14 protein-coding genes and 8 pseudogenes are annotated in these 21,013 nt (G+C 68.8%); 13 read left to right on the top strand and 9 right to left on the bottom strand.

The window, feature by feature from the left end; translation table 11 throughout:
* Nucleotides 1–161: 161 nt before the first annotated feature.
* The 7 genes and pseudogenes from ACUDAL_RS16780 (at nt 162) to ACUDAL_RS16750 (ending at nt 5,991) form a co-directional block, all read left to right on the top strand.
* Entirely contained in the window at nt 162–1,040 is an 879-nt protein-coding gene (locus tag ACUDAL_RS16780; protein ID WP_444678927.1) for a YicC/YloC family endoribonuclease, read from the top strand.
* Nucleotides 1,041–1,126: 86 nt separating this feature from the next.
* Complete coding sequence (gene gmk, locus ACUDAL_RS16775) at nt 1,127–1,741, top strand: guanylate kinase (protein ID WP_444678926.1); 615 nt, start codon at nt 1,127–1,129, stop codon at nt 1,739–1,741.
* A gap of 115 nt (nt 1,742–1,856) precedes the next feature.
* A complete protein-coding gene (rpoZ, locus tag ACUDAL_RS16770; protein ID WP_444678925.1) occupies nt 1,857–2,117 on the top strand; it encodes a DNA-directed RNA polymerase subunit omega in 261 nt (86 codons plus the stop codon).
* 22 nt (nt 2,118–2,139) lie between these two features.
* Nucleotides 2,140–4,273: pseudogene (locus tag ACUDAL_RS16765) on the top strand (RelA/SpoT family protein).
* 89 nt (nt 4,274–4,362) lie between these two features.
* Nucleotides 4,363–4,752: a RidA family protein gene (locus ACUDAL_RS16760; RefSeq protein ID WP_444678924.1), complete on the top strand. Its 390-nt coding sequence runs from the start codon at nt 4,363–4,365 to the stop codon at nt 4,750–4,752.
* A gap of 163 nt (nt 4,753–4,915) precedes the next feature.
* Entirely contained in the window at nt 4,916–5,332 is a 417-nt protein-coding gene (gene thpR, locus ACUDAL_RS16755; protein ID WP_444678923.1) for an RNA 2',3'-cyclic phosphodiesterase, read from the top strand.
* A gap of 155 nt (nt 5,333–5,487) precedes the next feature.
* A complete protein-coding gene (locus ACUDAL_RS16750; RefSeq protein WP_444678922.1) occupies nt 5,488–5,991 on the top strand; it encodes an acyloxyacyl hydrolase in 504 nt (167 codons plus the stop codon).
* A 34-nt stretch (nt 5,992–6,025) separates the two neighbouring features.
* Here ACUDAL_RS16750 and ACUDAL_RS16745 read toward each other — a convergent pair whose 3' ends face one another.
* Entirely contained in the window at nt 6,026–6,898 is an 873-nt protein-coding gene (locus ACUDAL_RS16745) for an NAD(P)H-binding protein (protein WP_444678921.1), read from the bottom strand.
* 77 nt (nt 6,899–6,975) lie between these two features.
* Between ACUDAL_RS16745 and ACUDAL_RS16740 the strand changes: the two are divergent.
* Nucleotides 6,976–7,895: pseudogene (locus ACUDAL_RS16740) on the top strand (hydrogen peroxide-inducible genes activator).
* Nucleotides 7,892–9,984: pseudogene (gene recG, locus ACUDAL_RS16735) on the top strand (ATP-dependent DNA helicase RecG). The pseudogenes ACUDAL_RS16740 and recG overlap by 4 nt, the downstream one beginning before the upstream one ends.
* Nucleotides 9,985–9,993: 9 nt before the next feature.
* Here recG and yccS read toward each other — a convergent pair.
* The 5 genes and pseudogenes from yccS to ACUDAL_RS16710 form a co-directional block, all read right to left on the bottom strand.
* Nucleotides 9,994–12,216, bottom strand: coding sequence for a YccS family putative transporter (gene yccS, locus ACUDAL_RS16730; protein ID WP_444678920.1), 2,223 nt, complete (start codon nt 12,214–12,216; stop codon nt 9,994–9,996).
* A 6-nt stretch (nt 12,217–12,222) separates the two neighbouring features.
* Entirely contained in the window at nt 12,223–12,840 is a 618-nt protein-coding gene (locus ACUDAL_RS16725; RefSeq protein ID WP_444678919.1) for a cyclodeaminase/cyclohydrolase family protein, read from the bottom strand.
* A 57-nt stretch (nt 12,841–12,897) separates the two neighbouring features.
* Nucleotides 12,898–13,254 (bottom strand): hypothetical protein, encoded by a 357-nt coding sequence (locus tag ACUDAL_RS16720; RefSeq protein ID WP_444678918.1) that lies wholly within the window; start codon nt 13,252–13,254, stop codon nt 12,898–12,900.
* 75 nt (nt 13,255–13,329) lie between these two features.
* Nucleotides 13,330–13,608 (bottom strand): HU family DNA-binding protein, encoded by a 279-nt coding sequence (locus ACUDAL_RS16715; RefSeq protein ID WP_010625919.1) that lies wholly within the window; start codon nt 13,606–13,608, stop codon nt 13,330–13,332.
* A gap of 213 nt (nt 13,609–13,821) precedes the next feature.
* A pseudogene (locus ACUDAL_RS16710) lies at nt 13,822–14,981 on the bottom strand (NAD(P)/FAD-dependent oxidoreductase).
* A 186-nt stretch (nt 14,982–15,167) separates the two neighbouring features.
* Between ACUDAL_RS16710 and ACUDAL_RS16705 the strand changes: the two are divergent.
* The 4 genes and pseudogenes from ACUDAL_RS16705 to phoR all read left to right on the top strand — a co-directional run bounded on the left by ACUDAL_RS16705 (nt 15,168) and on the right by phoR (nt 18,682).
* The gene (locus ACUDAL_RS16705; protein ID WP_444678917.1) at nt 15,168–15,662 is read left to right on the top strand and encodes a chorismate--pyruvate lyase family protein; all 495 of its coding nucleotides are present in this window, start codon (nt 15,168–15,170) and stop codon (nt 15,660–15,662) included.
* A 10-nt stretch (nt 15,663–15,672) separates the two neighbouring features.
* Nucleotides 15,673–16,562 (top strand): annotated as a pseudogene (gene ubiA, locus ACUDAL_RS16700) (4-hydroxybenzoate octaprenyltransferase).
* An 80-nt stretch (nt 16,563–16,642) separates the two neighbouring features.
* Nucleotides 16,643–17,332 carry a phosphate regulon transcriptional regulator PhoB gene (phoB, locus tag ACUDAL_RS16695; protein WP_444678916.1) on the top strand — a complete coding sequence of 230 codons (690 nt, stop codon included), beginning with the start codon at nt 16,643–16,645 and terminating at the stop codon, nt 17,330–17,332.
* A gap of 1 nt (nt 17,333) precedes the next feature.
* Nucleotides 17,334–18,682 (top strand): annotated as a pseudogene (gene phoR, locus ACUDAL_RS16690) (phosphate regulon sensor histidine kinase PhoR).
* Between the two features lie 26 nt (nt 18,683–18,708).
* On the opposite strand, the pseudogene cysZ reads toward phoR, so the two are convergent.
* The 3 genes and pseudogenes from cysZ to pstB all read right to left on the bottom strand — a co-directional run.
* Nucleotides 18,709–19,416 (bottom strand): annotated as a pseudogene (cysZ, locus tag ACUDAL_RS16685) (sulfate transporter CysZ); the annotation flags it as partial.
* Nucleotides 19,417–19,435: 19 nt separating this feature from the next.
* A complete protein-coding gene (phoU, locus tag ACUDAL_RS16680; protein ID WP_444679419.1) occupies nt 19,436–20,161 on the bottom strand; it encodes a phosphate signaling complex protein PhoU in 726 nt (241 codons plus the stop codon).
* A 39-nt stretch (nt 20,162–20,200) separates the two neighbouring features.
* Nucleotides 20,201–21,010 (bottom strand): annotated as a pseudogene (gene pstB, locus ACUDAL_RS16675) (phosphate ABC transporter ATP-binding protein PstB); the annotation flags it as partial.
* Nucleotides 21,011–21,013 lie beyond the last annotated feature (3 nt).

The following is a 21,013-nucleotide window of genomic DNA, read 5'->3' as shown; positions in this document are numbered from 1 at the left end:
AGCGCATCTCAGGATACGCGTGGCTAGTGTGGCGCCCCTTCGCCAAGGCGAAGGGGCACCGCAATGGCCCGCCATTCTACACGGCATCCCAGCGGAATCGGTTACACTCCAGGCCAGTTACGTCAATGGGCACGGCCCTTCGGGCCAGTACGGGAGTCGCCATGGTTCAGAGCAACGGAGTTCACAGCATGACCGCCTTCGCACGCCAGACCCGCGAAGGCGACTGGGGCAGCCTGCAGCTGGAGCTGCGCTCGGTGAACCAGCGCTACCTGGAACCCTTCTTTCGCCTGCCGGAAGCGCTGCGCGACCTCGAGCCCGGCTTCCGCGAGGCGCTGCGCAACCGCCTGGCCCGCGGCAAGATCGAGTGCCACCTGCGCTTCGAGCCTTCCGCCACCAGCGAGACCCTGGCGGTCAACCACACGCGCCTGGTCGCCCTGGCCTCCGCGCTGGGCGAGATCCGCGAGGCGCTGCCCCAGGTGGCGATGCCCGACGCCCTGTCGCTGCTCGAGCACCCCGGCGTGCTCGAGGCCCAGGGCGTCGACCTGGACCTGGTGAAGGCCGAGGCCGCCGCACTGTTCGCGGCCGCCCTCGACGAACTGATCGAGGCCCGCGCCCGCGAAGGCGAAAAGCTGGCGGTACTGATCCGTGACCGGCTGGCCGGCGTACGCGGCCAGGTGGCCGAGGTGCGCCGCCTGCTGCCGGAGATCCTCACCCGCCAGCGCGCCCAGCTGCTGGAGCGGCTGGAAGCGGTCAAGGCCGAGCTGGACCCCCAGCGGCTGGAAGCCGAGCTGGTCATGATGGCGCAGAAGGCCGACGTGGACGAAGAGCTCGACCGGCTCGAGACCCACGTGGAGGAAGTGGCGCGCCAGCTCGGCCAGAAGGGCCCCAAGGGGCGGCGCCTCGACTTCCTGATGCAGGAGCTCAACCGCGAGGCCAACACCCTCTCCTCCAAGTCCGTGGTGGCCAGCACCACCCGCTGTGCGGTGGAGCTCAAGGTATTGATCGAACAGATGCGCGAGCAAATTCAGAATATCGAGTAGCGCTGCAGCCGGGCGGGAATTCGTGCGATACTGCGCGTTTTCTCGGCCCAGGCCGCTTCGTACAGCTGTCAACAGGGATGCCGACCATGCCCCAAGGTACCCTCTTCATCGTTTCCGCCCCCTCCGGCGCCGGCAAGACCACGCTGGTACGCGAGCTGATCGAAAGCCTCGACGGCATTCAGGTCTCGGTGTCGCACACCACTCGGACACAGCGCCGCGGCGAGGTCGACGGCGTCAACTACCACTTCGTGGCGGTCGCCGAGTTCGAGGCGATGATCGAGCATGGCGACTTCTTCGAATACGCCCAGGTATTCGACAACTACTACGGCACCTCGCGCTCGGCGGTGGAAACGCTGCTGGCCGCCGGCCAGGACGTGATCCTGGAGATCGACTGGCAGGGCGCACGTCAGGCCCGCGAGCAGCTGCCCGAGGCGGTGTCGATCTTCATCCTGCCGCCATCGCGCGACGAGCTGGAGCGCCGCCTGGCCGGCCGCGGCACCGACGAGCATGCCACCATCGCCCGGCGCATGCGCGATGCGGTCAGCGAGATGTCGCACTATGACGAATACGACTACCTGGTGATCAACGACGACTTCACCACCGCCCTGCGCGAGCTGCAGGCGCTGGTGATCAGCCGCCGCCTGAGCCTGACGCGAGTGCAGGAGAGCCACGGCCCGCTACTGGCTGCGCTGTTGTCCTGACCCGCCACCGGCGCTTGTCACGGCCGCGGGGGTCGAGTAATCTAGTCAGTCTTGTTCATTTTCTAGGCGCTGCGACCCCGGTCGGAGCTCCTTCGCTTTCGGGAAGTACCCAACTATGGCGCGTGTCACCGTCGAAGATTGTCTGGAAAACGTCGAAAACCGTTTCAAGCTGGTGATGATCTCCACCCAGCGCGCTCGCCAGCTGGCCCGGGGCTCGCGCGACGCCCTGCTGCCGTGGGAGAACGACAAGCCCACCGTGATGGCCCTGCGCGAGATCGCCGCCGGCCTGGTCGACCACACCGTGCTGGACGAGCCGATCGAGGCGCCGGTACGCATTCGCCGCGAAGGCGAGCCGGGCCTCGCCCTCGAGGAGTAAGGCAGTCCACCAAGGCGCGCTAATGTTCACCATCGACGACCTGGCCGACCGTCTCGGCGGCTACCTCCCCCGACGAGATCCAGCAGGTCAAGCGCGCCTTCTATTACGCCGAACAGGCCCACGACGGCCAGCGCCGGCGCTCGGGCGAGCCCTACGTCACCCACCCGCTGGCCGTGGCCAACATCCTCGCCAATATGCACATGGACCATCAAAGTCTGATGTCGGCCATGCTGCATGACGTAATCGAGGACACCGGCGTCTCCAAGGAAGCGCTGGCCGAGCAGTTCGGCAAGCCGGTGGCGGAGCTGGTCGACGGCGTCTCGAAGCTGACCCAGATCACCTTCGAGGACAAGGCCGTCGCCCAGGCCGAGAACTTCCAGAAGATGGTGCTGGCGATGTCGCGGGACATCCGCGTCATCATCGTCAAACTCGCCGACCGCCTGCACAACATGCGCACCCTGGGTGCCCTGCGCCCAGAGAAGAAGCGCCGCATCGCCCGCGAGACGCTGGAGATCTACGCCCGCATTGCCAGCCGCCTGGGCATCAATACCATCCGCGTGGAGCTCGAGGACCTGTCGTTCCAGGCCCTGCATCCCATGCGCGCCGAGCGCATCAAGCGCGCCGTCTCCAGCGCCCGCGGCCATCGCCGCTCGGCGATTCGCCAGATCCAGACCACGCTGCAGAAGAGCCTCGACGACGAGAAGCTGGCCGGCACCGTGGTCGGTCGCCAGAAGCACCTGCTGTCGATCTACAAGAAGATGCGCGACCAGCGCAAGCCGTTCGCCGAGATCATGGACGTGTTCGGCTTTCGCATCATCACCGAGGATGTCGACAGCTGCTACCGCATCCTCGGCGTGGTGCACAACCTCTACAAGCCGGTACCGGGGCGCTTCAAGGATTACATTGCCATCCCCAAGGCCAACGGCTACCAGAGCCTGCACACCACCCTGTTCGGCAGCGGCGGCATGCCCATCGAGGTGCAGATTCGCACCCGCGAGATGGAGGCCATGGCCAACAACGGCATCGCCGCCCACTGGCTCTACAAGGCCGGCCAGACCGACCACCCTATCGCCGAGGGCAGCCACGCCCGGGCTCGACAGTGGGTCAAGGGCCTGCTCGAGATGCAGCGTCACGCCGGCGACTCGCTGGAGTTTATCGAACACGTCAAGAACGACCTGTTCCCCGACGATATCTACGTGTTCACCCCGCGCGGCGACATCATGGAGCTGCCCCAGGGCGCCACAGTAATCGACTTCGCCTACACCGTGCACACCGATATCGGCAACAGCTGCATCGCCTGTCGCATCGACCGCCACCTGGCGCCGCTCTCCACCCGCCTGGAGAGCGGCCAGACGCTGGAGATCATCACCGCCCCCGGGGCGCGCCCCAACCTGGCCTGGCTCAACTTCGTGGTCACCGCCAAGGCGCGCTCGGCGATCCGCCATGCGCTCAAGCACCAGCAGCACACCGAGGCGGTGCAGCTCGGCCGGCGCCTGCTCAACAAGGCGCTGGCAGACTTCGAGACCAGCCTGGAGGAGCTGCCCGAGCACGTACTTCCGGAGCTGGTGGCGGAGCTGTCGCTCAAGGGCGATGAGGTCCTGCTGGAATCGATCGGCCTCGGCACGCGCGTGGCTCACGTGGTGGCGCGGCGGCTGGTCGACCTGCTGCATGGCGACACCGCCGAGGCCGGCGAGCGCACGCTGGCGTCCCAGGGGCCGATCCAGATCAGCGGCGCCGAGGGCATGGTGATCAAGTTCGCCCGCTGCTGCCATCCGCTGCCGGGCGACCCGGTGGTCGGCCACCTATCGGTGGGCAAGGGCATCGTGGTGCACCGCACCGAGTGCCGCAACCTCGACGAACTGAGAAGCGACCCCGACAAGCTGTTCGCCCTGGAGTGGTCCGATGAGATCACCGAGGACTTCCCTGTAGCCCTGCGCATCGAGATCGAGAGCCGCCGCGGCCTGGTGGCCGAGCTCGCCAGCCTGGTCACCGATGCCGACGCCAACATCGAGCGCATCGGCATCGAGGAGCGCGACGCCCGGCTCTCCATCGTGCATCTCACCCTGGCGGTGCGCGACCGCGTGCATCTGGCGCGCATCATCAAGCGCATTCGCAACCTCTCCCACGTAGGAAAGATCTCCCGCGTCGGAAACTGAGCCTTCTCTCGGCCCGTTCGCCGCTTTTCGCGGCGAACGGGCCTTTCATTCCTTGCCAGCCGGCACGCAACTGACACCAAGGAGCACTCATGAGCAACAAGGCCGTCATCAACACCGACAAGGCACCCGCCGCCATCGGCCCCTACTCTCAGGCCATCAAGGCCGGCAACACCGTCTATCTTTCCGGCCAGATTCCCCTCGACCCGGCCACCATGGAGCTCGTCTCCGAGGACTTCGAGGCCCAGGCGCGCCAGGTCTTCACCAACCTGAAAGCCGTATGTGAAGAAGCCGCCGGCTCGCTGGGCGAGATCGTCAAGGTCAACCTCTACCTCGTCGACCTCGACAACTTCGCCATCGTCAACAAGGTCATGCAGGAATTCTTCAGCGCGCCCTTCCCGGCCCGCGCCGCGGTGGGCGTCAAGGCGCTGCCCAAGGGCGCCCAGGTGGAAGCGGAAGCAGTAATGGTAATCGGCGACTAGAAAAGGCGAATTCGCGACTGCGCTCGAGATCCTGACCGCCGGCGGTGCCGATGCGCCGGACCGTCGCTCTCCTCATGTAGCAATACTCCGGGAGCTGCGCTCCGGCGGCGATCAGCCTCTCTTTGCTCGTGACGCGTCTTCCTCCTTTTCAGCTGTATTAGCTATGAGGCTCTTCCTGGCCCTGATGCCGCCGCCCAGGCTACGCGAGCGGCTCGGCGAACTGGCAGATGCCGCCCATGCCCAGTGCGGCGGGCGGCGCATGCCCGACGAGACGCTGCATGTGACGCTGGCTTTCCTCGGCGAGGTGACTGAAAAGCAAGCCACCGAGCTGGTCGACGGGGTGCAGGGCCTGGCCGTCGAGCCCGACGAGTGGCACCTCGACCGCTGGGGCCACTTCCGCCAGCCCGGCATCGTCTGGGTTGGCGGGCCGAGCCCGGCCCTGGCCGCGCTGCACGCCAGGCTGTGGAGCACCCTTGAAGCACAGGGCCTGGGGTCGCGCCCGGCGCGCTTCATCCCGCACGTGACGCTGCTGCGCCGCGCCGACTCCTTAGATCTTGCCCCCTGCCCCGCACGGAGCTGAGCTGGGCCTATAATCAGGTAACGCTGATCCATTCGATCCGCGATGCCCGGGGTGCGCGCTATCGAATCCTGGCCGCTTCACCGGGCGAGCACGAGGCATGACGCCACACCGGCCGACGGCGCCGGCCGCAAAGGCAGTATCGTAAGGAGAGCCCAGTGATTCGACACAAGATTGCCGCCGGCCTGCTGGCCTGTCTGGCCATGGCCGCCAGCCAGGCGAGCCTGGCGAACCTCTACGTGGCGGGCGGCATCACCAGCGAGTCCACCGCCACGGCACGCATCGAGCTCGACCGCATGTTGCACTGGGAGCGCCTGCCTTCCCGGCTCGGCGTGCGCCTGGGCGGCGGCCTGCTGCTGCTCGAGGGGCAGAAGGAGCGTCACAACGTCGCCCTGCTGGTCACACCGGCACTGCGCTGGCGCTTCGGCAAGACTCGCCGTCTATTCGTGGAAGGCGGGATAGGTGCGGCGCTGTTTCTGCATACGCGCCATGAGGCGACCGAACTCGGCAGCGCCTTCCAGTTTCAGGACCGGCTGGCGCTGGGTACGGCGTTGGGGCCGGGTGAGCTCGCGCTGAGCGTCACCCACTATTCCAACGGCGGCATCAAGTCGCCCAACAACGGCTTCGAGACCTTATCTCTCGGCTATCGTTGGGCGCTGTGAGGCTGTCGCTGATCGCACGGCAGGCGCCGTGCGATTAAACCGGTTCGGCCAGGAAGCCGCCCTCCTGCATCACCTGGGCATAGCCCTCGCGATAGCTGGGGAAGCGGAACGCGTAGCCCGTCTCGCACAGGCGGGTGTTGTCACAGCGCTTGCTGGAGCGCTTGCGCAGCGGCGCCTGGATCACCTCCGTCGGCTCGACCTTGAGCTGCTTCGCCATCCACGCCATGACGTCGTAGAGCGGCTCCGGCGCGCAGTCGCTGGCCAGATAGAGTTCATCGACCGGCTTACCGGCCTCGCACAACGCGATCAGGTGTGCCAGCACGCCGGCACAGTCGTCGCGATGGATGCGGTTGGAGTACATCGGCGGCGTCTTGGGCGCGATCCGGCCCTCGAGCACCTGGCGAATCAGCCGGTCGCGCCCCGGGCCGTAGATGCCCGAGAAGCGCACCGCGGTGCCGGTCAGCGGGCTCTTGAACAGCGCGCTTTCGCCCTCGCGCAGCACCTTGCCGGAAAAGCCCTTGGCGTCGGCCGGGCTGGTCTCGTTGACCTGCTCGCCGTCCTTCTGGCCGTACACGCTGGTGGACGACACGAACAGGATGCGCCGGGGCGCCTTGGCGCGCGCCTCGTAGGTACGCAGCACCGCCTTCAGGCCGTCGGCGTAGGCGGCGCGATAGGAGGCTTCGTCGAAGCGGTCGGCACTGAGGATGTAGACCACGTAGTCCGCATCCGGCAGCGCGGCAAGCGCCTCTTCGTCGCTCAGGTCCAGCGGCAGCGGCTTGATGCCCGTACCCTTCAGCGCCGCCACGTTGCGGCGGGCACCGATCACCTGATGGCCGGCGGCCAGCAGCTCGCGACCCAGCACCATGCCGATGTCACCGCAGCCCAGAATCAGTGTGGTTTTCTTCACCTTTCTCTCGCCCCCTGATAAAAAGTCCCTATTGAAAGTCATCTATCGTCCGAGAGGATGCCCAAGGGGCACCAGACATGACTCTAACAGAACTTCGCTACATCGTAACCTTGGCGCAGGAACGTCACTTCGGCCGTGCCGCCGAACGCTGCTTCGTCTCTCAGCCGACCCTGTCGGTGGCCGTCAAGAAACTCGAGGAAGAGCTCGGCGTGGCCCTGTTCGAGCGCTCCAAGTCGACCGTGCAGATCACCCCTCTTGGCGAGAAGATCGTGGAGCAGGCCCAGCGCGTGCTTGAACAGAGCAGCATGATCAAGGAACTGGCCAATGCCGGCAAGGATCAGCTGGCCAGCCCCTGCGTATCGGCGCCATCTACACCATCGGCCCCTACCTCTTTCCGCACCTGATCCCGGCACTCACGCGCAGCGCACCGCAGATGCCGCTCTACATCGAAGAAGGCTTCACCGCCAACCTGCGGCGCAAGCTGAGGACCGGCGAGCTCGACGCCATCCTCATTGCGCTGCCCTTCACCGAGACCGACGTGGTCACCAAGGCCCTCTACGAGGAGGAGTTCGAGGTGCTGATGCCAGCCGACCATACCTGGGCCCAGCGTGACTGCATCGAGAAGGAGGATCTGCTTAAGGAGCGCCTGCTGCTGCTCGGTGAAGGCCACTGCTTCCGCGACCAGATCCTCGAGGCCTGCCCGGCCATCAGCCATCAGCTCAACAGCCCGAACAATACCCTGACCGCCGAGGGCGGCTCGCTGGAGACGATCCGCCACATGGTGGCCTCGCGCCTCGGCATCACCATCCTGCCCCATTCCGCCATCGGCACCGGCCACTACGAAAGCGGCATGCTCGTCAGCCGCCCCTTCGCGTCCCCGGCACCATCACGCACCGTAGCCATCGCCTGGCGCGCCAGCTTCCCGCGGCCCAAGGCGATCGATGCGGTGACCAACGCCATCGCCGAGTGCCACGTGGAGCTGCCCGAACCGGCATGAGCGCCAACGCCAACGCGCTGGAGGCGCCGGTCAGCGAGCTCAAGGGCGTGGGCGAGGCGGTCGCGCTGAAGCTGACCCGGCTCGGCATCGCGCAGGTAGCCGACCTGCTCTTCCACCTGCCGCTGCGCTATCAGGACCGCACCCGCATCACGCCGATCGGCACCCTGCGCGCCGGCCACGAAGCGGTGGTGGAGGGTGAGGTCTCGGCCAGCGACGTGGTGAAGGGCCGACGCCGCAGCCTGCTGGTGCGCCTGCGCGACGGCTCGGGCATCCTCAGCCTGCGCTTCTTCCACTTCTCCCCGGCCCAGCAGCAGCAGTTCCGCCCCGGCGCCCGGGTGCGCTGCTTCGGCGAAGCCCGCGCCGGGGCCACGGGGCTCGAGATCTATCATCCCGAGTATCGGCTGCTGAGCGCCGACGCCCCGCCGGTGGAGGACCACCTGACGCCGATCTACCCCACCACCGAAGGGCTGCACCAGGCGCGCCTGCGGCCGTTGATCGAACAGGCCCTGGCGCGGCTCGAGGCCAGCCCCGATGCGCTGCCCGACTGGATTCCCCGGCGCTGCGCCAGCGCTTCGAGCTGCCCGAGCTGCACCAGGCCCTGCACGTGCTGCACCAGCCGCCGCCCGACGCCGACCCGACGCTGCTGGCCAGCGGCCGGCACCCGGCCAGCCGCCGCCTGGCGCTGGAGGAGCTGCTGGCGCACCATCTCAGCCTGCGCCAAGTACGCCTGAAGATTCAGCAGGATGGTGCACCGGCGCTGCCCTCCGGACGCAGCCTGCAGGCGCGCTTCCTGACCCAGCTGCCGTTCTCGCTGACCGCCGCCCAGCGCCGCGTGCTCGACGAGATCGGGGCGGACCTGGCCCGCGAGGTGCCCATGCTGCGGCTGGTGCAGGGCGACGTTGGCTCGGGCAAGACGGTGGTGGCGGCGATGGCCGCGCTATCGGCCCTCGCCGGCGACTGCCAGGCGGCGATGATGGCCCCCACCGAGATCCTCGCCGAACAGCACTACCAGACGTTCAAGGCCTGGTTCGCGCCGCTGGGCATCGAGGTGGCGTGGCTGGCCGGCAAGCTCAAGGGCAAGGCGCGGCTCGATGCCAAGGCCGCCATCCTCGACGGCCGCGCGCGCATGGTGGTAGGCACCCATGCGCTGTTCCAGGGCGACGTGCATTTCCAGCGCCTGGGCCTGGCGATCATCGACGAGCAGCACCGCTTCGGCGTGCACCAGCGCCTGGCGCTGCGCGAGAAAGGCGAAGCGGGCGGGCTCACGCCGCACCAGCTGGTGATGACCGCCACGCCGATCCCGCGCACCCTGGCCATGAGCGCCTACGCCGACCTCGACGTCTCGGTCATCGACGAGCTGCCGCCCGGACGCACGCCGGTGAAAACGGTGGTGGTGCCCGACGAGCGTCGCCCCGAGGTGGTGGCGCGCATCCGCCACGCCTGCGCCGAGGGGCGCCAGGCCTACTGGGTGTGTACCCTGATCGAGGAGTCGGACGCGCTGCAGTGCCAGGCCGCCGAGGCGACCCGCGACGAGCTCACCGAGGCGCTGCCGGAGCTGGCCATCGGCCTGGTCCACGGGCGCATGAAGCCGACCGAGAAGGCGGCGGTGATGGACGCCTTCAAGCACGGCGAGCTCGACCTGCTGGTGGCCACCACGGTGATCGAGGTCGGCGTCGACGTGCCCAACGCCAGCCTGATGATCATCGAGAACCCTGAGCGGCTGGGGCTCTCCCAGCTGCACCAGCTGCGCGGCCGGGTCGGGCGCGGCGCCACCGAGAGCTTCTGCGTGCTGCTTTACCACGGGCCGCTGTCGGCCCACTCGCGGGAGCGCCTGGCGGTGATGCGCGACTCCACCGACGGCTTTCGCATCGCCGAGAAGGACCTCGAGCTGCGCGGGCCGGGCGAGGTGCTCGGCACCCGCCAGACGGGCCTGGCGCAGATGAAGATCGCCGACCTGGAGCGCGACGCCGACCTGCTGGAACGCATCCCACCGCTAGCCGAAGCGCTGCTGGCCAGCCACCCGCAGGCCAGCGCACCGCTGATCCGCCGCTGGCTGGGTGAGGAGGCGGGGCGCTACGGTCAGGTGTAGCCCGCCCGGCTAGCCGGTGGCCGCCAGCGCAGCGGGCCCGTCGCCGCGCTGGCGCCGCACGCTGAGGCGCTGCGCGGCCTCGGTCAGCGGCGCCAGCTGGCGCACGATCAGCAGCAGCGGCATGTGCAGCGGGTGGTAGCCGTCGTCCGCCGCATCGCTGGCAAAGGCCTGGGTCGCCTGTTCCAGCGCCGCCATCAGCGCCTCGCGCTGCTCGGCCAGCCCGTCGCTCATCTCGCGCCGGGCCAGACCTGCCGCCAGCTGCTGCAGGTACGCCACGATGCCACGTGCCACCGGCAGCAGCCGGGTATCGTCGGCCTCCTCGCCCAGCCGCTGGCGGTGCGCCCCCAGCGCCGAGAGATAGCCCAGCAGGGTGTGCGACAGCACCAGGAAGCGGAAGCCATCATCGGCCACGTGACGACGGTAGGGCTCGGGTTCCTGCAGCACGTTGGCCAGCAGACTCGACAGCGCGGCATCGGCGTTATGCGCGTTGCGCCGCGCCAGGCGGTAGGCGAGGTCGTCCTGCTTGCCGCTCTCATACTGGCGCAGAATCTCGTCGAGGTAATGGCAGCTGGCTTCCAGCGTGGCGGCCGCCTGGCGATGCAGCCGCCGCCCCTGCCAGTCGGGCAGGATGAAGAACACCGCCACCCCCGCGATCAGCGCGCCGATCAGGGTATCGAACAGCCGCGGCCAGATCAGATCGAAGCCATGCCCGACCTGGTTGAAGCTGCTCAGCGCCATCAGGGTGATGGCGGCGGTGGCCAGCACGTAGTGCTTCTCGCGGCTGGCAAAGAAGGTCACCCCGGCCATCACGGCGATCAGCGTCTGGGTCAGCATGCCGGGGAACAGGCTGATCAGCGCCCAGCCTGCCACCAGGCCGAGCACGGTACCGAGGATGCGCTGGGTCAGAAAGCGGCGCGTGGCGGCGAAGTTGGGGCGGCAGACGAACAGCGTGGTCAGCAGAATCCAGAAGCCCTGGCTCGGCTGGATCAGCTGCAGCAGCGCGTAGCCCGCCAGCAGCGCCAGCGGCAGGCGTACCGCGTGGCGGAAGGTGGGCGAGCCCACCGTCAGGTTGAGGCGGATGCGCTCCCAGGCCTCCTTGAGGGTCACCGGCGAACGATTGAACAGGCTGGGATCGCCCAACCCGTCGTCGACGTCGGGATTGTGGGCCTGGGCCAGCTGCTGTTCCAAGGTGGCGAGATTGTCGGCCAGGCCGCCCAGCGGCGGCATCAGCTCGCGCCAGGCCGGGTTGCGCATGGCCTTGAGGTGAGCGATGGAGGCACGCAGATCGGCCAGCGCCTGTTCGCTCTGGGCATGCTCGAAAGGTCGATTGAGCAGCAGTGCCTTGCCCAGCCGCCGGCAGGCCTGGCCCTGCTGGTCGAGCAGGCGCTGGCAGCGGAACAGCACATCGTGGTGGAAGAAAGCCTCGGTCAGCTGCGCATAGGGGTAGTGCGACGAGCTGGCCCGCTCGTGGATATCCTGGGCGATGAAGTACACGCGCAGGTAGCGATTGAGCTGGCGATTGCCGCGCTGGCCCTCGAGGCGGCGGAAGATCATCTCCTTGGCCTGGTTCATGGCCTCCACCACGCGGCCGTTCTGTCGCGCCAGCGCCAGCCGGCGCGCCTCCAGGTTGAGCCCGCGCAGCGGTTCGAACAGCGCCGACTTGAGGATCAGGTAGCGGCCCAGTTCGCGATAGAGCAGGGCCATGCTCTGCTTGACCGGCTGGCGCGAGAATAGCGCGCACCACACCACCGAGATCACCCCGTACCAGGCGGCGCCCGACAGCAGCAGCAGGGTCTGGGCCCAGCTGTCGTGCGCGCCGCCGCCCTGCTGCTCGATGTTGATCATGGTATAGATCGCCAGGATCAGCGTGCCGGAGGCGATGGTGGCGTAGCGCTGCCCTACCGCCCCCAGCATCACCAGCACGAACGTCGACAGCCCCAGCATCAGCGCGAACAGCCAGGGCCAGGGGAACAGCCAGCGCACCGCAAACGACGCCACGGCAAAACAGACCAGGGTGACCGCCAGCGCCTGCAGGCGGCCCTGCCAGCTGTCGTCGGTCTCCGACAGGGCGCTGGCGATGATGCCGAGGAATAGCGGCAGCACCAGGGCGAAGTCGGCCAGCGACCAGCTCAGCAACAGCGCACCGCTGAAGGCGAGGAAGACCCGCAGGCTGTAGGCGAACTTGTCCAGCGTCCACAGGCGCCGCAGCGAAAGCGAGAGTGAAGGAGGCATAGGAGGTCAGGGTCGTCGGCGCTCGGCCTCTTGTCGCAGGCGGTCGCGCTCTTCGGCGAGGTCGGCGCGCTGCTGAGAGTCCGCCAGACCCGGGAGGTTGTCGTCGAGGCCCACCAGCACCGCATCGAAGGCGGCAGCCAGCAGCTGCAGCCCGGCGCGGGTGTCGCTTTGCAGCGCCGCCGCGGTATGCGCCAGCGCCTCGCTGCCCAGCGCCAGGCCGTCGCAGCAGCCGCGGGCGATCTGCAGCGGCACGCGGCAGGCCGCCAGCAGCGCCTGCTGGCGCGCCTCGTCTCGCTGCCGCGCCTGCCCAGGCGTGCGGTGGGGCAGCCGCTGCGCCGCCAGGTAGGCCTCGAAGCCGGCGATATCGTCGTCGGCCAGGTGCGCAAGCCGCTGGCGCAGCGCATTGCCACGTGCGATCAGGGCGCTGCGCCCGGGTGCCTCTGCCGTTTCCTCGCCGAGCCGCAGCCCCTTGAGCACCAGCGCCAGCCCGATCCCGGCACTCACCGCTGCCGCCGCGCCGCAGCCCGGCATGGAGCGCGCCTCGATGGCGTGGCAGAAGTCCTCGAGCGAGGCTTGCCACACGCTGTCATGGGACGACATGGTCGATTCCGGCTGGGATGCCATGGCAGGAATCCGCCCGGAAGGCGGGCAGGGCGCGGTGAGCAGACGCACGGCACGCCATCAGAGGTGCTTGAGCAGCTTTTGCAGCTTGTTGAGATCACCCGAGTCACCGACCAGGCGCACCTTGCCGGCCATCATACCGTCAAGGAAGGCCCGCTGGGTCGGCTTGCGCAGCACCGCCAAGGCGGTGGCTTCATCCTCGAAGCGCAGCTCCAGGTCGAGGTCGACCGGCAGCCCCGCGCCGCTGCGGATGCCGTGCGGCGACATGCGGTAGTGGCGGGCGACCGACAGGTCTTCGGTGGCGATGCCCCAGTCGAGGCGTCGCAGCTCGGCCAGCTGCTGGCGAAATTGCGGCTTGCGGCGCGAGGCGCGCTTGAGCAGCAGGCCCAGCAGCCAGAGCATTAGTCGCAGCTTCATGATGGGATCGACTCACAGGCAGGCGGGCGACGGCCTGCCGGGGCAGGCCGCAGGGTGACGGCACGCGGGCGGGCATCAGCCCTTGCCGACGGCATCCTTGAGCCCCTTGCCCGGCTTGAAGGCCACGGTCTTGCTGGCGGGAATGGCCAGCGGCTGGCCGGTCTGCGGGTTCTTGCCGGTGCGAGCGGCACGCTCGCGCACGGTGAAGGTACCGAAGCCGATCAGCGAGACGTCCTGGCCCTGGGCCACGCTGCCGGTGATCTCGTCGAGAATGACGTTCAGCACCTGGCTGGCCTTGTCCTTTGAAAGTTCCGCCCGTTCTGCGATGGCCGCTGCAAGTTCTGGCTTGCGCATAAAAGCCCTCCTGGTATTGGCTGGTTGCCGGCATGGATGCCGTGGTGTTGTTATCAGCGCGTCGAATGGATCGCAAACCGCCCACCGCTTTGCCGGAGAGCTCGTTCCCTTGCGTGTGGTGATCCGCGTGTGAAGATCGCCCCTGCTCCTGGAAAGCGTCAAGCGAGGTGTTCGTCAGTTTGCCCGCGGGAAAGCCCCGCGGCGCCGACGAGACTAGCCTAGCAACGGCGGCACGGCTCGCGCCAGCTCAACTTTCCGCCGCACGCTGGCGCCTGTCAACGCAAAACCGATCAAACGCTCGTCCTGGGTTTCGGCGAAGGCGGCCAGGTCGGCTCCTCCCCTTCGATGCGCCAGCGCGCCGGTGCCTCGGCGGGCGGATAGGCCACCACCGGCAGCAGCGGGGTTTTCACTACCACCGGCCAGGCGGCGTAGTGCACGGCGGTGGGCGTACCGGCCAGGGTACGGGCCAGCGCCTTGGCGCTAGCCTGCAGCGGTGGCACGTACATGGCGTTGACCCCTGCCACGCAGGCCGCATCGCCAAGGGCAAAGATGCCGGGCGACGAGGTGGCCAGGTAGTGGTCGACCACAATGCCGGCCGGCAAGGTCGCCAGCCCCGCCGCTGCCGCCAGCTCGGTGCGCGGCCGTAGCCCGGTGGCCACCAGCACCAGGTCCGCCTCAAGCCCAGTGCCGTCGTCGAGCCGCAGGACGACATCGGCGCCAACGCTCTCCAATGCCTCAAGGCCACGTCCCAGGCGCAGGGCCATGCCCGCCGCAGCGAAGGCGCTCCCCAGGGCACGCCCCAGCGGCTCGGGCAGCAGCCGCGGCAGCGGCGTGCGCTCTGGCGCCACCAGGCTCACCGCATGCCCACCGACGAGCAGGTCATTGGCGAATTCGCAGCCCACCAGGCCGGCGCCGATGATGGCGACCCGGGCCGGCCGCCCCAGCGCCTCCAGGGCGGCATGGAAGCGCCGATAGTCATCGAGGTCGTTGATGGTGTGCACGCGAGCAGCGACGGCAGCGGGCACGGCGAACGGCACCGCGGGCGCGGCTCCGGTGGCCAGCACCAGCGTGCCATAGGGCAGCCGCTCGGCGCCAAGCTGCAGGATGCGGGCCTGGGGGTCGATGGCCTCGACGCGGGTGTGGGTGCGCACCACCGCCCCCAGCTGGTCGGCCAGCGCCAGGGCCGAGCGCACGGCCAGCCGCGACGGCGGCAGGCGCTTGGCGAAGCCGGTGGAGAGCAGCGGCTTGGCGTACTCGTCGCCGCTGTCGGCGGTGATCAGGGTCAGCGCACGCTCGGGGTCGAGGGCGCGCAGCTGGCGCGCCAGGCCGATGGCGGCCATGCCGGAGCCGATGAGGATCAGAGGTGCGGTCATGGGACTCCCTGCCGGTTGCCGGGACCGCGACATGCGGCCCTGCACGAGGAATCGTGGCAAGGCCGCATGTTACACTATGCGCCCCCAGTCGACCCGGAGAGAGCCGGTGGCCGGACCCCCACGGCGCAGCAAGGCCATGCACACCGTTACCCCATCTGGCGGCCGCTGGCGGCGAGCCGGCCTGCCATGAGCCCGGGCTGGTGGCAGTGGGTAGCCTCGCGCGATTCGCTCACCGCCCGCCTGATCGCGGCCGGCGCCGAGCGTCGCTTTCGCGTGCGCCTGCTCGACCAGCGCCTCGACCGGCCGCGGCCCGACGAAGCCCAGGCCCTCGGCCTGCCCTGCGACCGCCTGGCATGGCGCCGCGAGGTCGCCCTGTGCCTCGACGAGCGCCCCTGGGTGGTGGCGCGCTCGGTGGCCTCCCTGGCGCTGCTGCGCGGCCAGCGCCTCGACCGGCTGGGCGAGCGCTCGCTGGGCAGCTGGCTGTTCCGCCAGCCGGACCTCGAGCGCAGCCCCATCGAGATCACCCGCGCCAGCGCCCCTTCCATGCGCTGGACGGCCCCTGGGGCCGGCGTTCGGTGTTCCGCCACGGCCGCTTTGCAGTGCTGGTGCAGGAGTTCTTCCTCGACGCGATGGCGGAGGAACTCGGCCTTCCCGCACGCTAGGATAAACGTCATTGCATAAGGAGGACTCGATGGATCGCTCGTTGCTCCACCCCAGCGGCCTGGCCCGCTTGCCCGACTTCCTGCAGCTGATGCGGCTGGATCGCCCCATCGGTACCTGGCTGCTGATGTGGCCGACACTATGGGCGCTGTGGGTGGCCGCCGAAGGCCTGCCCGAGCGCCACCTGCTGCTGATCTTCGTCGCCGGGGTCTACCTGATGCGTGCGGCCGGCTGCGTGGTGAACGACTACGCCGACCGCCACTTCGACGGCCACGTCAAGCGCACGCGAAACCGCCCCTGGCCACCGGGCGCATCAGCGAGCGCGAGGCCAAGCTGCTGTTCGCCGCCCTGGTCGCCGCCGCCTTCGTGCTGGTGCTGTTCACCAACCTGTTCACCGTGCTGCTGTCGCTGGTGGGCGTGGCCCTGGCCTTCATCTATCCCTTCATGAAGCGCTACACCCACCTGCCGCAGTTGTTCCTGGGTGCCGCCTTCTCATGGGCGATTCCCATGGCCTTCGGCGCCGTGCTCGGCCAGGTGCCCTTCGAAGCGTGGCTGCTGTTCGCCGCCAACGTGGCCTGGACGGTGGCCTACGATACCCAATACGCCATGGTCGACCGCGACGACGACCTGAAGATCGGCATCAAGTCCACTGCGGTGCTGTTCGGCCGCGCCGACCGGGCCATGATCGGCCTGCTGCAGCTGGTGACGCTGGGCCTGCTGGGCTGGGCCGGGGTGCGCCTGGGGCTTGGCCTGTTCTACTGGCTGGGCCTGGCAGGCATGGCGGCTACCTTCGTGCACCAGCAGTTCCTGATCAGGACGCGCGAGCGCGAGCGCTGCTTCCAGGCCTTTCTCAACAACCACTGGTCGGGGCTCTTGCTGTTCGCCGGGATCGCGCTGAGCCTGTGGCCCGAACTGGGCTGAGCGCTGGCGGCCATGTCATCCTACTGTCATGATAACGTGGTGATATCGTCATCGAACGTCACGCAACATGAGGCAACGGGATGACTGCCAAGACCGTTTTGATCGTCGATGACGAGGCGCCGATCCGAGAGATGATCGCCGTCGCGCTGGAGATGGCAGACTACCGCGTGCTGGAAGCGGCCAACGCCCAGAGCGCCCACGCCATGATCATCGACCATCAGCCTGACCTGCTGCTGCTCGACTGGATGATGCCCGGCACCAGCGGCATCGAGCTGGCGCGCCGGCTCAAGCGCGAGGAAGCCACCCGCGAGCTGCCGATCATCCTGCTGACCGCCAAGAGCGAAGAGGACAACAAGATCCTCGGCCTGGAAGCCGGCGCCGACGACTACATCACCAAGCCGTTCTCGCCCCGCGAGCTGGTGGCCCGGCTCAAGGCGGTGCTGCGGCGCACCACGCCGCGCGGCGTCGAGGAGCCGGTGGAGGTCGACGGCCTGCAGCTCGACCCCGTCAGCCATCGCGTCAGCGCCCATGGCCAGGCGCTGGAGATGGGCCCCACCGAGTACCGTCTGCTGCAGTTCTTCATGACCCACCAGGAGCGCGCCTACACCCGCAGCCAGCTGCTCGACCAGGTGTGGGGCGGTAACGTCTACGTCGAGGAGCGCACCGTGGACGTACACATCCGCCGCCTGCGCAAGGCCCTGGGCGACGCCCACCAGCACCTGATCCAGACTGTGCGGGGCACCGGCTACCGCTTCTCCAACAAGGGCTGACGTGCGCCCCTGGAGCCGGGAGGTCTGGCGCATCGGCCTGCTGGGAGCCGCCGGCAGCCTGGTCGGCTGGCTGTTCTCGGCGCCGGGGTTGGGGCTCGCGGTGGGCCTGGCCGCCTGCCTGGCCTACCACCTGCGCCAGCTGCACGCCCTGCGCAACTGGCTGATCCGCCGCCCCCACGACGAACCGCCCGCCGCCGCCGGCCTGTGGGGCGACCTGTTCGATCGCCTCTACCGCTACCAGAAGGGTCAGCGCCACACCCAGGGCCGCCTGCAGGCGACCCTCAAGCGCATCCAGGAATCCTCCGAGGCGATGCGCGACAGCGTGGTGATGCTCGACCCCCACGGCGACCTTGAGTGGTGGAACAGCGCCGCCGAGGCGATGCTGGGGCTGGAGCCCGCCCACGACCGCGGCCAGCACATCACCAACCTGATCCGCGACCCGCGCTTCGTGGCCTACTTCAACGCCCGGGCCTACCGGGAGCCGCTGACGCTGACCTCGCCGGTGGACGAGCGTCGGGTGCTGCAGTTCCAGATCACCCTGTACGGCGACGACGAGCGCCTGGTGATGGCGCGCGACATCACCCGCCTGCACCGCCTCGAGGAGATGCGCCGCGACTTCGTCGCCAACGTCTCCCACGAGCTGCGGACGCCGCTGACCGTACTGGCCGGCTACCTGGAAACCTACGCCGACACCGCCGAGCTGCTGCCGCCGCGCCTGGCCAAGGGGCTTGGCCGCATGCAGGAGCAGACCGCGCGCATGCAGAACCTGGTCAACGACCTGCTGCTGCTGTCGCGGCTGGAGATCGACCAGGGCGGCGAGGATCACCTGGCGCTGGCGATGCCCGAGCTGCTGGCGCGCATCCAGCGCGACGGCGAAGCGCTGTCGGCCGGGCGCCAGCGGATCACGCTCTCGATCAGCGAGCCGCGGGGCCTGCTCGGCAGCGAGCAGGAGATCCACAGCGCGCTGTCCAACCTGCTGTTCAACGCGGTGCGCTATACCGGCGAAGGCTGCCGCATCGAGCTGCGCTGGCGCCCGCACCCCCAGGGGCCTGCCTCGAGGTCGAGGACAACGGCGAAGGCATCGACCCGATCCACCTGCCGCGACTCACCGAGCGCTTCTACCGGGTCGACAAGGGCCGCAGCAACGCCACCGGCGGCACCGGCCTGGGGCTGGCCATCGTCAAGCACGTGCTGCTGCGCCACGACGCCAGCCTCGAGATCGAGTCGCACCCCGGCCAGGGCGCCCTGTTCCGCTGCGTGTTTCCCGCCGCACGGCTGGTCGCCGTTACCGCCGGCTCTGCTGCGTCGACCACGCCCAGCCCCGCCGCCACGCCCTCCCGGCCCGACTGAGCGCCGCCGCTCAGCGCCTCGCTCGGCAGGCCGCGGTAGTGGCTTTCCCACATTAGCACCGCGCCGGCCACCGCGCCCGGCAGCAGGAAGAGGTTGGCCAGCGGCAGCCAGGTAATCAGGGTAACCCAGCCGCCGAAGGTAAGGGTCTGCCAGGAGCGCGCCGCCAGCCGCCGGCGCATGTCGGCAAAGCTCACCTTGTTGTTGTCCATCGGGTAGTCGAGGTAGGTGATGGCCATGATCCAGGCCGAGAACAGCGCCCACAGCAAGGGGGCGAGGACATTGAGGCCCGGTACCCAGCTGAGCGCGAACAGCGCCAGCATGCGCGGCAGGATGTAGCCCAGCTTGACCAGCTCGCGGCCCAGCGCGTCCACCGCGGTACGCGCCAGGCCACGGTCGTCCAGCGGCGGGCGGCCGGTGGCCTCGACCTCCACCTTGGCGGCCAGAAAGCCGTAGAAGGGCGCGGCGATCAGGTGGGTCACCAGCGAGAAGGTGAAGAACACGATCAGCACCAGGCTGACCACGAACAGCGGCCAGAGCAGCCATTCGAGCCAGACCAGCCAAGCCGGCACCAGCGCCAGCCAGGCCGCCAGCCAGTCGCCGAAGCGGGTGACCACGTAGTAGAGCATGGCCGCGTAGACGCTCAGGTTGATGGCAATCGGCGCGTAGACGTAGCGGCGCAGGCCGCGGCGGTAGACCAGCTTCACGCCGCGCAGCAGGGCGGTCTGTGCTTGCATCGGCTCTCCCTTGGGCGGCTTACTTGCGGGCCAGGGCGCCGGCGTCGAGCTGGCCCGGGTCCATATGGCGAATGTCGAGCCCCTTCACCAGGTAGATGACATATTCGGCCAGGTTGTCGGCGTGGTCGCCGACCCGCTCCAGCGCGCGCAGTACCCACATCACGCTGAGCACCGGGCCGATGGCGCGGCTGTCCTCCATCATGAAAGTCATCAGCGAGCGCATGGCGCTGCTGTACTCATCGTCGACCGACTCGTCCTCGCGCACCACCTGCAGCGCCAGCTCGGTATCGAAGCGGGCGAAGGCGGTCAGCGCATCGCGCAGCATGCGCCGCACGTGCTCGCTGATGTGGCGCACCTCGACCAGGCCGCGTACGCTGCCGCCGCCTTCGGTCAGGCTCAGGGCGTTGCGTGCAATCTTGCTGGCCTCGTCGCCGATCCGCTCCAGGTCGGCGGTGGCGCGGATCACCGCCAGCACCAGGCGCAGGTCGGAGGCCGCCGGCTGGCGGCGGGCCAGCACCCGGGTGCACTCGTCGTCGATCTTGAGCTGCATGGCGTTGACCTCGCGGTCGCGGTCGCGGACCTTCTCCGCCAGGCGGCTGTCGCCTTCGAGCAGCGCCTGCACCGCCTCCTGCACCTGCTGCTCGACCAGGCCCCCCATGGTCATCAATTGGGTCTTGAGCGCCTCCAGCTCCTGGTTGAACTGGCGCGAGATATGCTGGCTATGGGTGTCGCTGGTGATATCCATGGGTTCCTCCTCGGGCCGCCGTAGCGGCCGCGTCGAGGCCATGCGGCCGGTGATGTAGTTCTCGGTGCTCTTCAGGCTCGGGTTGGTGAACAGCGTGTCGGTGGGGGCGTACTCCACCAGCTCGCCGTGCTGCAGGAAGGCGGTGTAGTCCGACACCCGCGCCGCCTGCTGCATGTTGTGCGTGACCAGCACCAGGGTGAGCTGCGACTTCAGCCGCCGGATCAGCTCCTCGACCTTCAGCGTCGAGATCGGGTCCAGCGCCGAGGCGGGCTCGTCGAGCAGCAGCACCTCGGGGCGTACCGCCAGCGAACGGGCGATCACCAGACGCTGCTGCTGGCCGCCCGAGAGCGACCAGGCCGAGGCGCGCAGGCGATCCTTCACCTCGTCCCACAGCGCGGCGGCGTTGAGCGCCCACTCGACGGTATCGTCCATCTGCCGCTTGCGCATGCCGCCCAGCAGGCGCAGCCCGAAGGCCACGTTCTCGTAGATCGACATGGGGAAGGGGTTGGGCACCTGGAACACCATGCCGACCCGCCGCCTCAGCTCGTCCACCGCCACCTCCGGCGCGTGGATGTCCTGGCCCTCGAGCAGGATCCGCCCGGCGTGGCTGACCTCGTCGTTGAGGTCATGCAGGCGGTTGAGCGCACGCAGCAGGGTCGACTTGCCGCACCCCGACGGGCCGATGAAGGCCGTGACGCGGTGGCGGGGAACGCGCAGGGTGAGCCCCTTGAGCGCCGGCTTGCCGCCGTAGGCCAGCGTCAGCCCTTCGATCTGCAGGCAGCTGGCCTCGGCCGGGAAGTCGATGATCGACCCCGTGGCGAAAGGCAGCGGCCCAGGCGGTTTGGTCATGCA

It is taken from the genome of Halomonas sp. E19 (genome assembly GCF_052439355.1).
In the GTDB taxonomy this organism is placed as follows: domain Bacteria; phylum Pseudomonadota; class Gammaproteobacteria; order Pseudomonadales; family Halomonadaceae; genus Halomonas.
Note: the sequence above shows the minus strand (reverse complement) of the source record. Positions and strands in the feature narration are given on the sequence as shown.